Annotated in this window: 8 protein-coding genes; 4 read left to right on the top strand and 4 right to left on the bottom strand. The window is 68.6% G+C overall.

Annotation, left to right across the window (positions count from 1 at the left end):
* Nucleotides 1-29: 29 nt before the first annotated feature.
* The 3 genes from GA0070604_RS11155 (at nt 30) to GA0070604_RS11165 (ending at nt 7,745) form a co-directional block, all read left to right on the top strand.
* Nucleotides 30-3,827 (top strand): LamG-like jellyroll fold domain-containing protein, encoded by a 3,798-nt coding sequence (locus tag GA0070604_RS11155; protein ID WP_091117884.1) that lies wholly within the window; start codon nt 30-32, stop codon nt 3,825-3,827.
* 557 nt (nt 3,828-4,384) lie between these two features.
* Nucleotides 4,385-6,886: a S8 family serine peptidase gene (locus GA0070604_RS11160; RefSeq protein ID WP_141721273.1), complete on the top strand. Its 2,502-nt coding sequence runs from the start codon at nt 4,385-4,387 to the stop codon at nt 6,884-6,886.
* Nucleotides 6,887-7,022: 136 nt separating this feature from the next.
* Nucleotides 7,023-7,745 carry a hypothetical protein gene (locus tag GA0070604_RS11165; protein ID WP_091117886.1) on the top strand — a complete coding sequence of 241 codons (723 nt, stop codon included), beginning with the start codon at nt 7,023-7,025 and terminating at the stop codon, nt 7,743-7,745.
* A gap of 549 nt (nt 7,746-8,294) precedes the next feature.
* Here GA0070604_RS11165 and GA0070604_RS11170 read toward each other — a convergent pair.
* Nucleotides 8,295-8,966 carry a class I SAM-dependent methyltransferase gene (locus tag GA0070604_RS11170; RefSeq protein ID WP_091117887.1) on the bottom strand — a complete coding sequence of 224 codons (672 nt, stop codon included), beginning with the start codon at nt 8,964-8,966 and terminating at the stop codon, nt 8,295-8,297.
* A gap of 48 nt (nt 8,967-9,014) precedes the next feature.
* Between GA0070604_RS11170 and GA0070604_RS34270 the strand changes: the two genes are divergently transcribed.
* A complete protein-coding gene (locus GA0070604_RS34270) occupies nt 9,015-9,323 on the top strand; it encodes a helix-turn-helix domain-containing protein (RefSeq protein ID WP_208602016.1) in 309 nt (102 codons plus the stop codon).
* A gap of 798 nt (nt 9,324-10,121) precedes the next feature.
* On the opposite strand, the gene GA0070604_RS11180 is transcribed toward GA0070604_RS34270, so the two are convergent.
* Genes GA0070604_RS11180 through GA0070604_RS11190 form a run of 3 tightly spaced genes read right to left on the bottom strand, consistent with a single transcriptional unit; the run spans nt 10,122 to nt 14,349 of the window.
* Nucleotides 10,122-11,759: a fucose isomerase gene (locus GA0070604_RS11180; RefSeq protein ID WP_091117888.1), complete on the bottom strand. Its 1,638-nt coding sequence runs from the start codon at nt 11,757-11,759 to the stop codon at nt 10,122-10,124.
* The gene (locus GA0070604_RS11185; protein WP_091117889.1) at nt 11,756-13,264 is read right to left on the bottom strand and encodes an FGGY-family carbohydrate kinase; all 1,509 of its coding nucleotides are present in this window, start codon (nt 13,262-13,264) and stop codon (nt 11,756-11,758) included. The genes GA0070604_RS11180 and GA0070604_RS11185 overlap by 4 nt, the downstream gene beginning before the upstream one ends.
* On the bottom strand, nt 13,261-14,349 hold the full coding sequence (locus GA0070604_RS11190) for a LacI family DNA-binding transcriptional regulator (RefSeq protein WP_244161838.1): 1,089 nt from the start codon (nt 14,347-14,349) through the stop codon (nt 13,261-13,263). The genes GA0070604_RS11185 and GA0070604_RS11190 overlap by 4 nt, the downstream gene beginning before the upstream one ends.
* Nucleotides 14,350-14,352 lie beyond the last annotated feature (3 nt).

A 14,352-nucleotide genomic window follows, 5' to 3' on the forward strand; every position in this document is an offset into this window, starting at 1 on the left:
GACCCGGCCCATTCCGACCAAGGAAAACCATGCCTGTATCCGCAGACCGCCGCCTGCAACGGCTGGCGGCGGTCCTTGTCACCGCGCTGACGACCGCCACGTTCCCGATCACCATCGCGCCCGCCCGGGCCGCGCAGCCGGCCACGCCCGCCTGCACCACCGCCCAGCCGGGCGCCGCCGCGGCGACCGCCACGGCCAAGGCCTGCAAGCAGCGGGTGGAGGTGCTCGGCCGGCGCACCGAGAGCAGCCAGACGTTTGCCCGCCCGGAGGGCGGCTACACCACCGAGCAGTACCTCGTCCCGCGATGGGCACACCGGCCCGACGGTTCATGGACCGATGTCGACACGACGCTGACCACCGCCGCCAACGGCACGATCACGGCGAAGGCCGGCGTGCTGCCCGTGACCTTCTCGCCCGGCGGCAGCGGCCCGGCGGCCACCGTCCGCGACGGCGCCAAGACCCTGTCGATCACCTGGCCCGGCGGCCCGCTGCCGGCGCCCACGCTCGCCGGGGACACCGCGACGTATCCGGAGGTGCTGCCCGGCGTCGACCTCGCGCTGACCGCGACGGCGACCGGCTTCTCCGAGGTCCTGGTCGTCAAGTCCGCGCAGGCCGCCCGGCAACCGAAGCTGGTCTCCGTCTCGTTCAAACTGACAACCGACGGTGTGACCACGCGCGCCGCCGGCGGTGGTCTGGAAGCCACCGACGAGAAGGGGCGTGCGGTCTTCACCTCGCCGGCACCGCAGATGTGGGACTCGGCCGACCAGACCTCGCACGGCGTACGGCGGTCGGCCCGCCGGGCCACCATGCCGGTACGGGCCTCCGCCGGAAAGCTCACCGTGACTCCCGACGCCGCGATGCTGACCGCCGCGGACACCGTGTACCCGGTCTACATCGACCCGTCGTGGTCAGGTGGCCTGCGAAACAACAACTGGGCCATCGTCATGAGCAAGTATCCGGACTCCGCGGGGCTGTCCATGGAGAACGCGAGCACCAAGGGCGGTGTCGGGCACGGCCGGGTCTGCGACTTCGACTCCAAGGGCAACTGCCTGAGTACCCAGTACGTCGTGCGGACCATGTTCCAGCTCGACACCAGCGGGCTGCGCGGCCACCACGTCACCAAGGCGTCCTTTCTGATCAAGCAGCTGCACTCGTGGACCTGTAACCCGGCGACCACCGCCAAGCTGTGGCACATCGACAACGCGGCCAACTGGGAGAACTTCTCCGGCGTCACGTGGAACTACACCAACGACTGGAACAAGTTCCGCTGGTACGAGACGACGACCGCCTGGGCGAGCCGGCGTACCGACAGCGCGTACGGCTGCTCGGGGCCGGGTGACGACGAGTTCGACGTCACCGGCTGGACACGTGACGTCGCGGCAAGCGGGGGCTGGTACCTCGGCCTGGGGCTGCGGGCTGACAACGAGAACGACATCAACCAGTGGAAGCGGTTCGACGCCGGCACCGCGCGGCTGGCCGTCGACTACAACGACCCGCCCACGACCCCCGACTGGCTCCAGGTCGACGGGCGCGACTGCGTCCAGGGCGCCAACCGGCCGGTGATCCCCACCGCGACGCCGCAGCTGTCCGCCCGCGCCTGGGACCCTGACGGCGACCCGATGCAGCTGTGGTTGGCCGCCCAGAAGTGGGGCGGCAGCGCGTTCAACGGCCCCGAACTCGCCGGCTACCAGGACTGGGTCGCCAACGGGACTCGCGGCTACTGGACCACACCCCCGCTCGACGACGGCGGCATCTACGCCTTCCGCGCCCAGGCCAACGACTACGGCCGCGGCGGCATCGGACCGGTCACCAACCTTCCCGGCAACTGCGAGTTCGAGGTCGACACCACCGACCCCGTCGCACCGACGGTGACCGGCGACCTCTACACCAACGGCTGCGACGCCTGCGGCGAGATCGGCCGCACCGGCACCTTCACCTTTCGCAGCTCACCCGACGTCACGCACTTCCGGTGGGGCTTCGGCACGGCCACCAACGACACCTGGGCCACCCGCCCCGGCGACCCGGTGACCGTCACCTGGACCCCGCCCGAGGGCACTACCCTGCAGCAGAACCTCGTCGTCGTCGCGGTCGACCGGGCCGGCCGCACCAAGGACAACTCGGCCGCCAAGTACCAGTTCACCGTCAAGCTGCCGCAGCCCGCCAAGGCCCAGTGGCCGCTCGACGACCCCGGCACCGGCCTGACCAACGCCCAGAACCCGGGCACCCTCGACCTGACGGTCACCGGCGGCACGTGGCAGCCGACCGGTCGCATCCCCGGCGGCACCGGCACGCTTGAGTTCAACGGCACCAGCGACTTCGCCACCACCACGGGGCCCGCCGTCGACACGGCCAAGGGCTTTTCCGTCGCCGCGTGGGTCAAGCTCTCCGACACCACCATTTCGCACACCGCGCTCAGCCAGGACGGCGTACACAGCACCGGATTCAAGCTGCAGTACTCGATCACCTGCAAGGGCTGGCGGTTCGTCATCCCGAGAAGCGACAGCGTTTCACCGGGGCAGGTCGACGCCTGCGGACCGGCCGCCAAGCCGAACGTCTGGACCCATCTGGCGGCCAGTCTCGACCCGGCCTCGGCGACCATGACGCTGTACGTCAACGGGCAGAAGGCCGCCACCGCACAGGCGCCGCCGGGCTTCACGACGTCCGGCCCGTTCGTCGTCGGGCGTACGCGGTGGGACGACGGCAACTACGACTTCTGGAAGGGCGGCATCACCGACGTCCGCGTCTGGGATCGGGTGATCAGCGCGAACGAGGCCGCGGTGGCGGCCGACGGCGGCAGTCCGGGGGAGTGGCACTTCGGTGAACCGGGCAAGGGGCCGGCCCTGGACTCCTCGCCGTACGCCCACGACCTGACGTTCATCCCGAACGCCAACGTGCCCACGTCGGGTGCCGGCCAGACCGGTACCGGCCTGCAACTCGACGGCACCGGGTACGCCGAGACCGACCAGGTCCTCAACACCGATCAGTCGTTCACGGTCTCCGCCTGGGTGCGCCTGCACCAGATGCCGGTCGGCAACGCCGTGATCGTCAGCCAGGACGGCAGCGTCAACAGCGCCTTCCATCTGCGGTACGCGGGCATCGGTGGCGGCGCCGGCAAGTGGGCGTTCACCTGTGTCACGCCGGACAGCACCTCGCCGGCGATCCTCGATGCGCTCAGCGTCAACACTGTCGGCAGCGGTGACCTGAACGTCTGGCAGCACCTGGTCGGCGTGTATGACGCCACGGCCGGGCAGCTGCGGCTGTACCTGAACGACGTCCTGCAGAACACCACCGCGTGCACGGTGGGCGCGTCGACCGGCAGTTTCGCGATCGGCCGTTCCCGCTGGATGAGCGCCGTCGCCGACCGCCTGATCGGCGACATCGACGAGGTCAGGGTGTACGCGGGCGCCGTGCCGGCCACCAAGATCCTCACGGTCGACGGCTCGCGGACCAGCCAGGTACGCCTGGACGGCACGACCAACTGCGCGGCGATCCCGGCCGGCAACACCACCGACCCGCGTGGGGTCATCATGTGGGGCTGCAACGGCGGCGACGAACAGCGGTTCACCTACGATCCCGACCGCCGGTCGCTGTCGGCGCTGGGCAGCTGCGTCGAGGTCAAGGACGGCGTATCCGCCAGTGGAACGCTGATCCGCATGGCCACCTGCAACGGCAGTGCCGCGCAGATCTGGACCTACGATCCGACGACGCAGGCGTTCGGCGCGCTGGGGAGGTGCCTCGACGTGCCGAACGGCAAGCCGGATCCGGGGGTGAGCCTGCAGTTGTACACGTGCAACGCCACCAACGCTCAACGGTGGCGCCTCGGCTGACGAGCGCAGCCGAACGACCACCAGCTGATCCGCGCGCGAGCCCCCGACCTTCGACCGGCGGGCCTGCTCGACACCCTGCAGATTGCGCGAGCCAAGGACCTTTCCCAGCCCTTGGCCGCGCTGGTGGAAAGCCTCCGGCCGCCGCGAGCATCGGCTCGCGGCGGCCGGTGTCGCCCCTTCCGTCAAGCTGGCCGACCATCCGGCTCGTTCGACGTCACCGACGCGCTGCTATGCACCGACGGGCCGGCGTGGGTCCCTGGTCGACCTTGTCCCGACACCCGAGTGCCGCTGCGGGCACGCAGGCAGGTACGACGGGCTGAACTGCGGGTGTATCGACGTCGCGCGGCCGCGTCGGGCAGTGGCTCGGGTCGGGCTCGCGGTCCAGCGCCGGCGGTGATCGTGCGACGGGCGTAGGAGCCGACGGCGGCCATCTTCCACAGGTGTCCGATGACCTGCCGTACGTCGGTCCGTAGGTTCGGTTCGACCGTTGTGGCGACTGGCCCGTGTCTTGCGGACGAGAGACCTCGAGCCGCTGGTCGACGGGTGGTGTGGGGAGGATGGGCACGCAGATGCGAAGAGGGAAGCTTGCCTGGCGCGGCTCGGTGGCGGCCTTGGCGGTCGTGGCCGCCGGCCTGCCGGCGACCGGCGCGCTGGCCGGGCCGGGGGCCGACGGACGCCCGGCCAGCGCGCAGGGGTCGTACCCGGAGGGCTGCGCGCAGTGGTCGTACCCGGAAGACCCCGGTTTTGTCGCCACGAGTCCGGGGGAACTTGATGCCGCTAAAGCCAGTTGGGAAACGCCGGAATACGGCTACTATACGGGCCATAATCCTGCTACTCCTGGCACAGCGGTCAATTCCCCATGGCAGCTCACGGCGGTAAACGCGTCCACCGCCTACGCCCTGGGGTACTGCGGGCAGGGCGTCACGCTGGGCATGATGGATTCGGGCTACAGGCCGACGCACGAGGCGTTTCAGACCGAGCTGATCGAGTCGGTGACAGGGGAGGGTGTCTACGGCACGTCCGGCTACGGGTACCGTGGCGCGACCCCGGCGAACCCTTTTACTGCCGGCGAGTGGTTCACCGTGGCCGGTGATCAGGCGAGAACAAGTGACTACTCGCACGGGACCGGTATGCTCGGGGTCACCTCCGGCATGCGCGATGGTGTAGACCAGCACGGCATCGCCTTCGGGTCGAAGATGTATGTTGCCAAGACCGGCGGTTCCGACAGCCAGTCCCACGGCCCCTTCCACGATTACGTGTACTGGTACACAGCCAACAAGGCCCTGGTCGACGCAGGCGCCCAGGTCATCAACAGCAGTTGGGGCTCTTATGTCCAGACTCTTGACAGAACCCGCTATGACGGCCTGGGGCGCGACCTTGGAGTCAACGGCAATCTCGCCAACGCATACCAGGTGGCTGGCAAGGACAGCGCCAGCGCCACGGCAATGGCGACCATTATCCCCAACGAGTACCTGAAGGATCTGGAGTACCAGTATTTCTTCTTCAAGAAGAGCTATTCGGAAGGCGGCATTCAGTACAATCCGAACTACCCCGGGCGTTCCTTCATGGACGCCATCTGGGACGCCATCAAGGACAGCGGTGCCGTCAACGCGAGGTCGGCCGGCAACAACGACTGGAGCAACCCGTACTTCCGCCCGGCGTACCCCCTCTTCAATCCCCTGGCGGAGAAGCAGTGGGTAGCCGTCGGCGGGGTGCAGCCGCCCACCGCGACCAACCCCGAATACACGAAGCAGTTCGGGTACAACGAGGCGGGGCTCGCCAAATGGTGGAACGTGTCCACCCCTTCAAGCAACGTTCGGACCACGAGCAGCGCTGGTGACACCAACTACGCAAACTCAAGCGGCACGTCACCGGCGACGCCGGTTGCGACAGCGGTGATGGGGGTTCTGCTCTCCCGCTATCCGGACATGGACGCCAAGCAGGTGCGTGAGCTGATGTTCACCACGGCGAACAACAAGATGTCCGACGGCGTGAGATTCCTCGGCACCGGGCAGACCTCCCCCTCCGGGGAATCCATCGCCTGGACCGCTCCCGACGGTCTTCCGGACGAACGCTGGGGCTGGGGGATTCCCGATCTGGCCAAGGGCATGTACGGCCCCGGCCAGCTCCTGAGCCCCATGACCTACAACATGGATAAGGCGCCCCTGGACGTCTGGTCGAACGACATCAGCCAGATCGCGATCAAGGAAAGGGAAAGGGAAGATCTGGAGTGGCTGGCGGGCTACAAGGAGCAAGGCATTGCCTACGCCGGTGAATTCAGCCCCAACGTGCTGAACCCGGACGGCACGCTTGACAAGCAGGCCTTCATGCTTCAGGGCATTTTGGGTGATCCCCACGTCCAAGCCATCACTAACGGCCATCCCGAGTTGTACGACAAGATCTCCTACGAGGATGCCGTCAAGTGGCGCAAGGAATGGATGGACGAGCGCGCGGCCTACATCCAGAACAACATCGACAACCACCTCTACACGGCTTCCCTGACCAAGCAAGGCGCTGGGACGCTGATCATGACGGGCGACGCCACCTACGAGGGCGGCACGACGGTTGAAGGCGGTAAGCTTTCGATCACCGGCGCGCACGCAAGCTCGATCAACGTCAAGGGCGGCACGCTCGGCGGCAGTGGCAGCGTGGGTGGCAGCGTGACCGTCACCAGCGGCGTGCTGCGGCCCGGGCTCGCGTCCGACGAGGCCACGCAGCTCACCGGCACCTCCGCGGGCAACGTCCTGAACGTCGGCGGGAACGTGACCGTCGGCAGGCAGGGTCGCGTCGCCGTCACGATCTCCGGCGACCGGGACTACACGAGCGTCCGGGCGGGGGGCCAGCTGGTGCTGGACGGCGAGCTGGACCTGGACGTGCGGGGCAAGCTGACCCCGGGCACCGTGTTCACGATCATGAGCGGTAGCTCGATCAAGGGCGCCTTCCACGCGCTGCCCGAGAACCGGGCCCTGAACGTGGGCGGTTACCTGTTCCGGGTGTCCTACAAGAACAACAGCATGACGCTGACCGTCATGCACGCGGTGCCGAACAACGGGAAGTAGGCCGTGATCTGCGGCTTGACCACGGTCGAGCCGTGGTGAAGGGGCCGTGAGGAGAGGTGGGCCGCGACGCCGATTTCGGCGTTGCGGCCCACCAATTCGTCCGGCCCGTGCGCTGCCGAACCCGAGGAGGCCGGGCATGACCGACACTGCCGTTCAGCAGCGCCGGCCCGCGTACGCCGTGAACGTCGCCGCCGCCGCGGCCACACTGGGACTGCTGGCCTTCGCCGCCGACTTTGTCGGCGGCGTCGTCGGCCACGTGGTGGTCGCGCTGACCTCCAGTGGATTCGCCTGGGGGCTGGCCGCTGTCCTGGCCGGCCGGTACGCGGAGACCACGCGGCGGGCCGCCACCGGTGCCACCGGCCTGCTGGTCCTGGCCACCGCGTTGTACTACCTACTCATCCTGCTGGTCAGCCGCCGGTGGAGCGGTGCCACCTTGGAAGACGGCAGTTCGGCCAACATGGCCGGACTGCGCTCGGTCGCGGTGATGACTTCGGTGTGGCTGGCCGGGTCGCTGCTTGCCGGCCCGCTGCTCGGACTGCTCGGCCACGCAGTACGCGCCAACACCACCCGCAGCGCGGCCCTCGCCGCCGGTACCGCATGCGGGCTGCTATCCGCCGAGGGCTGGCACGCGATCGTGCAGGCGCCACCGTGGCACCTGCTCGCCTCTGGTGATTCATTCCTCTACGGCGTCGCGTTCGGTGAGATCGTGCGAGTGGTGCTGCCGCTGGCTGTACTGGTGTGGCTGGTCGCGGCGCACCGTCTCGGCCGGGCCTGGCCGATGCTGCTCGCTGCCACCGTCGCCGCCGCGACGGCCGGCACCCTGCTGTGGTACGCCTTGGGGCTGGTCCAGGGTGTTTGAGGTGCAGCGCGCTCCGGCTCGTGCAGAGTGAAAGTCGACCACGATGAGGTGGACTCGTGGCCAGACACCGGCGTCGTCCCAGTTCCGCAAGCGGCGCCATCCCCGACCGAGCCCGAGCTCTTGCGGCAGGTACTTTCGGGATTGCACTGTGGAGCGCGAAAAAAGATCCCGCGCAACACCTTGCGACCCCGGTAGCGGTGTCGTCGTGGTGGGCGGGGTGGCAGCAGCGGCGTCCCGGCCCGCAGTTCGTCCGAGACGGTCCACGGCGGCTGCTCACCCCTCCTTACCGTTGTCGTCTTTTGTAGAGAGTGATTCGCCGTTCAGGTGAATCGGGGCTCAGCCGCTGGAGCGCCGGCCGCAACTGCCACATCGCGGACCGGCTGGCAGGTCGGCGTCACTGGCCGCGACCGATACAGCCGCAAACGCCACCTGGACTACGAGCGGCGCTCAGGGCCACCAGCCGGCACGTTGACCACTACGCCGCCCAAGCTTGACTTGCTCGGGCGGCGTGAAGCCTGCCACAAACCTACAGAAACCCGCGACCGGACGTTACTGGGCGTCGCGGCGCAGCGTGAACCAGAAGGTCGGCACCGAGTTGGTGCCCGGTGTGACGTCGATTAGTTCCCAGCCGGGGAACCTGGCGCGGAGCTCGTCGGCTGTGACGCCCGCCGCCCATGACGTGACTTCGGGGATCGGATTGCCGAGCGGCTCGGGGCCGTACCCGAACATCAGCAACCGTGCTCCGGGAGCGGCGCGGTGGGTGAGCCCGGCGGCGTAGGCGTCGCGGCGGTGCAGCGGGATCCCGCAGTAGCAGCTCAGGTCGAAGAACAGGTCGAAAGGGCCCGGCACGTCCAGCTCGTCGAGGCGGGTGGCGTCTCCGTGCAGCAGCCGTACCGCCGCCCCCGCCGCCGCAGCCTTCTCCCTGGCCTGGTCGACGGCGCGGTCGATCAGGTCGACGGCCGCCACCTCCCAGCCGTGCCGTGCGAGGTAGATGGCGTTGGTCCCCGTGCCGCAGCCGAGTTCGAGGGCGCGGCCGGGCGGCAGCGCGCCGTGCCCCTCTACCAGGTCGACCAGCTCGGGCGGCGTCACGCCGGTGTCCCACGGTGGTTTGCCGGTGCGGTAGTAGCCCTTCAGTGCGAGGTAGACGGACTCCTCCTCCGAGTCTCGCTGCGTTGAGGCCAGGTCCGGTTCCGGCCTCTGGGTGGCGTTGGGCTGGTCCATCGTTTCCTCCAAGTATCTAGAGTTGAACTCTAGTGGCGTACTCTAAAGATGGACTCGCAGTATGGTCAAAGTCAAGCGGGCGGTCAAGCGAGCCGAGCGCTCACGCCGCACCCTGAGAAGGTCGTCGAGGCGGCTCGCGAGCTGTTCATCGCGCAGGGTTGCGGCGCGACGAAGCTGCAGGACGTCGCGGACCGGGCGGGCGTTGCCCGTCCAGACGGTCTACTTCGTCTTCCGCAACAAGGGCACGCCTGTTCAAGGACGTCGTCGACACGTCCATCGCCGGGGACACCCGCGAGATCCTGGGCCGGGTCGTTCCGATCAGTCGCAGATCGCGGCTGCCGCAGCCACCGACCCTGAGACCGCCGCACAGTGGCCGGACGCCCCCGAGTCGTCCACAGCCGGCAGATCAGCCCGGATCCGAACCTCAGCTCCCGCACAGCACCTGCCGGTCCGGGATCCGTTTACGTCCCGGGTGCCGTGGACTGCGGTTTGGGCAGCAGCGGCTCAATGCGCTGCCACAGCCCGTCCGACACGATTCACGGCGGCTGCTCGCCGCGCCTCACGGCCCGACATCGCAGGTCACTCTCCACAGCAGACGACAGGCCCGAAGATCATTTTGTTAGGAGCTTTAAGTCCCCCAGCAGGCAAGCAGGATGAAATGGTGCCCACGCCGTCACTCGCCAATTACTAGAGGTTCAGCAGCCGGGACGTGAGCAACCCGAGCGCCAGGGCCGCCCCGCCGAGACAGACCAAGCCAACGACAAGCCGACCTTCCGGAGAGGGCGGCTCTTTGAAGCCCGGTGAAACGCTTCCGGCCTGCCCTCGTATACGTCCCTTGGGCGCTCTTCCACTTGAGGTAGAGGTGCAGGTGCACTGAACCGGATACGGCGAGTCCCGCGATGTGCTTGATAGCCCGCAGAACGACGTCGGGTGGCCACTCGATTCAGGCGAGCGGCCACCCGACGGGCGTGCCAGGTGAAGGGGGCCATTACGGCCCTGGCTTCAGTCGGCTTCAGTCAGTTCAGCGGGATGGCGAAGAGGCGGAACCCGGGTGGCTATCGGATTGCGTCGACCCCCGCGCAACCCGCACCCCACCGCCACCCGCACCGATCGGCAGCTGAGGATCCACCCGCTTCCTCTACCTGCGGATCTGGGTCAGAGCGCGTCCACGCGACCGACGAGGTTGACCTTGACGCCAATGCGGTCGAACATCGCGGCCTTGGCGACGAGCGCCTTGTCGGCGGTCTCGGCGTCGGGGGCGTAGACGAGCTGGGCGTGGTTCGCCTTGTGGCGAGCCATGAACTGGTCGCGGCTGATGTCGTGCAGCACGACGTGCGCGATCGGCCATTCGGGGTTCGTGGCATCCTTCCGCCGCTGCGTCTCCTCGGCGGGCAGCTCGACCACGCTGCCCCGGAAGATGTCGGCCTGCAGGATCCCATCGGCGATGAAGACACGCGAGAGCACGACCTCGCCAGGCTTCGATACGCCGTTGATGGTCGAACCGCCGGCGGGGAAGAACACCGGGCCCTGGCGCCAACCCTCGGCCTTGTCCCACCCGCCCAGGTGTGAGCCGGGCACCGAACCGGAGATCTCGTACACCCACACGAAGCGGCCGTCGTAGTCTTCGCCCCAGCGTACGTCGTGCAGCGTGTTGTCGGGGACGAGGCCCATCGCCGTCCACACCCGGTCGGTGACGAGCGCGTCCACCGCGACGCCCTCGTCCACCTCGTTGAAGTGCGGGAACGCGCGACCCGCGAACAGCTCACGCGAACCGTCGCGCGAGAACACCGGCGGGCGCTCTGTCGAGTTCAGGATGCCCTCGGCGAGATCGGAGGCCGGCACCAGGTCCTTGAGCCCCTGCTGGTACTGGATCCCGACGGCGTCGAGACCGAAGTCGTCGGCGATACGCAGCGCCGCGATGTACATCTTCAGCTGCCACCGCACCTGCGCCTCGGTGAGCTCAGTGGCCTCGTCGGTGCCGAACCGGAAGGTCATGCCCTTGCTCGTCAGCCAGTCGCGGGCGGCGTCGGCCTCGGCGTCCGCCACCGTCAGCATCTCGGCGTACAGCGCCGACTGCGACAGGCGCTCCTTGTAGATGCCGAGCTGGTTGAGCAGTTCGTCGTCGAAGATCGCGTTGTACATGCCCATGCAACCCTCGTCGAACACGCCGATGATGCCCTTGTCGGCGAGCAGCTGATCGCCGAGGGCGCGGCCGAGTTCGACCTCTGGCGTGTCGGGCAGGGCGGGAAGCGGCCGCACGTGCGAGTCGTCGTGGGTGATGCGCCCGGATTCGGTCCATTCCTTGAGCCCGCGCTTGAACCAGTCGTCGGTGAAGTCGACCGACCAGATCGTGGAGTATTCCTTGCCCATCTTGGTCAGGCCGGCGTTGAGCCCGAGGAGACCGACCAGGCCCGGCCATTCCCCGGCGAAGTTCGCGACCGTGAGGATAGGGCCTTCGTGGGTGCGGAGCCCCGCGAGGACGTGGTGCGAGTACTGCCACACGGCCTCGGCGACGATGAGCGGGGCATCCGTCGGGATGTTCTTGAAGACCTCCAGCCCCATGCGCTGGCTCGAGATGAACCCGTGCCCCGTCTCGGGGTCGACCTCGTTCGCGCGTACGACGCTCCACCCGAGCTCCGCGAAAGCCGCCGTCACGTCGGCCTCCATCTGCGCCTGCGTTGGCCAGCCGGCCTTGTTGGCCGACTCGCGGAGGTCGCCGCTCGCGATGAGATAGGCGGTTTTCGGTACGGCGACGGGCCGCTGCGTCTTCGCGGGCATCGTGTAGGTGCTCATGTAGGGGTTCCTTCCGTACGTTGCAGGGCGGCGAGGGCGTGCACGACTTCCTTGCTGCCCCGATAGAGGTCCAGGTACAGGTCGAACAGGCGGTCGTAGGTCGCGGCGCGGTCCGCGTCCGGCTCGACGACCGTCTCGACGGGGTTCCAGTCCTCGATGCGAGGAGCCGCACCATCCGGCGCGACCGCTCCCGCGGCGAGGAATGCGGCACCGTAGCTGGCGCCGATCGTGATTCGGGGTACCTCCTGGACCAGGCCCGTCACATCCGACACGACCCGCAACCACAGCGATCCCTGGGTCCCGCCACCCACCGCGACGATGCGACGGATATCGGCGCCGGCGGCCCGCATCGTCTCCACGTTGTGGCGAACACCCAGCGCGGTCGCCTCGAGCGCGGCCCGGTACAGGTCGCCACGGCCATGCGTGACGGTCAGTCCCGCGATCACGCCTCGCGCCTCCGGATCGAGGATCGGCGTGCGTTCACCGGCGAAGTACGGGAGCATCAACAGGCCCCGGGCACCCGGACCGGATTCCTCGGCCTCGGCGAGGAGCGTCGGGTAGTCGGCATCCGACAGCTGTTTCAGCCAGGCCGTCAGCGCACCCGACGTCGCAAGGCCTCCGGCGAGGTTGCGCGTACCCGGGAACGCGCCGACGGTGGTCCACATAGAGGGCGTACGCAGGGTCGTGGTGCCGGTGGCGACGAGGAACATCGTGGTGCCGTACATCAGCATGAGGTCGCCCGGCCGGTGCGCCCCCGCGCTCACCGCCTCGGTCCAGGCGTCGATCGTGCCGACGATCACGGGCGTGCCCTCGGGGATGCCGGTGGCGCCGGCCGCGGCGGCGGTCACCGTCCCGGCGATCTCCTGGGGCCAGCGCAGCGGCGGCGCCTCGATTCCCGGCGCGTACCGCTGCCACCACGGTTCGTGCCAGCGCTCGGACTCGACGTCGTACAGCGGAGAGACCTGGCTGGCCGACTGGTGGTCGAGCACATACGACCCGGTGAGCTGAAAGGCCAGCCAGCTCGCAGGCATGAACAGCCGCCGAGCACGGCGATATACCTCGGGCTCCTCGTCGGCGATCCACGCGATCTTCGGCCCGCCGGCCTGGGTGGTGAGCGCGGATCCTCCGATGCGGGTGATCTCGTCAGCACCGAGCTCGCGGGTGAGCCGTTCGATCTGAGCAGTCGCGCGGGTGTCGATGCCGTAGAGGATGGCTGGCCGTACCGGATCGCCCTGCTCGTCGACGAGCAGCACACACGGACCCATGCCGCTCACGCCCACGCCTGCCACGGAGATGCGGTGCACCGACGCCTCGGCGACGAGGCGGCGGCTGAGTTCGACGAACTCCGCCCACCAGACCTGCGCGTCCATCTCGACCCACCCGCTGCGTGGGCGCTCGACGTCGTGCGCGACGGTGGCCGACGCGATGATCTGCCCACGCTCGTCGACGAGAACGCCTTTGCTGCTCGATGTGCCGATGTCGACGCCGATGGTGCCGCGCTTCACGACGCCATCTCCGTCGCGTCGCGCCCGAGCCGCGCGCGCCGCAGCTCGCCGCGCAGCACCACCGTACGGGCCGGATCGCTGTTTCCCTCGATGCGTTCCAGGAGCAGACGTGCCGCCGTGACGCCCATGTGCCGCGCCGGCAGCCGGACGACGGTGACGACATCGGGGGTGAGCGTGGTGAACGGTAGCGAACCGACGACGGCGACGCCGATGTCGGGAGGCGTCAGGCCGCGTTCGGTGAGGACCTGCAGCGCTCCGACACCGAGGAGGTTGTTCGCCGCGACGACGGCGTCAGGCCGCAGCGGCGGGCTGTCGAGCAGCTGCGCGACAGCCTCTCGTCCACCCGCGACCCGGAAGCTGGAGTGGAGCAGCAGCCCGGTGAGATCGACATCGGCGCGAGCGGTCATCGCGTCGCGCCACCCCTTCGCGCGCTCGACCGCGGTCTCGACGTTGTCGGGACCGGTCATGCAGGCGATGCGGCGGTAGCCGGCGTCGAGCAGCGCCTCCGTCGCCAGCCGACCCGCGGTCCGGTTGTCCATCACCACGGTGTCCACGTCGTAGCCCGAGCGGCGGTCGACCGCGACGACCGGTCGACCGTCGGCGAGAACGTCATCGAGATCGGTGTGGTCCGACGCGGCCGCGATGATGACTCCGGCCATGCTCCCGGCCATCGCGATGCGCAGGTAGGAGTTCTCCTTTTCCGTACGGGCGTCGGAGTTGCACAGCACGACCGAGTAACCGACCTCCTGCGCGACGTCCTCCACTCCGCGTGCCATCTCGGTGAAGTAGGGGTTCTCTATGTCTGGGATGATCAGCGCGATCACCTCAGTGCTCTGCTTACGCAGGGTGCGGGCGGCACGGTTGGGCGTGAACCGCAGCTTGCCGGCCGCCTCGCGAACCGCCTGCGCCTTCTCCTCTGAGACGGCGGCTCCGTTGAAGACACGTGAGACAGTCGCCGGCGAGACGCCGGCCAGCTTCGCGACCTCATAGATGGTGGCCATCAGTGCCTCTCTGCCCGGAGCGCGCCGGGACGGATGGTGAACGTGAACGGATGTGTGTCGCGCTTGAGTTTCCTGCACGAACACCCC

This window comes from Micromonospora eburnea, assembly GCF_900090225.1.
In the GTDB taxonomy this organism is placed as follows: Bacteria; Actinomycetota; Actinomycetes; order Mycobacteriales; family Micromonosporaceae; genus Micromonospora; species Micromonospora eburnea.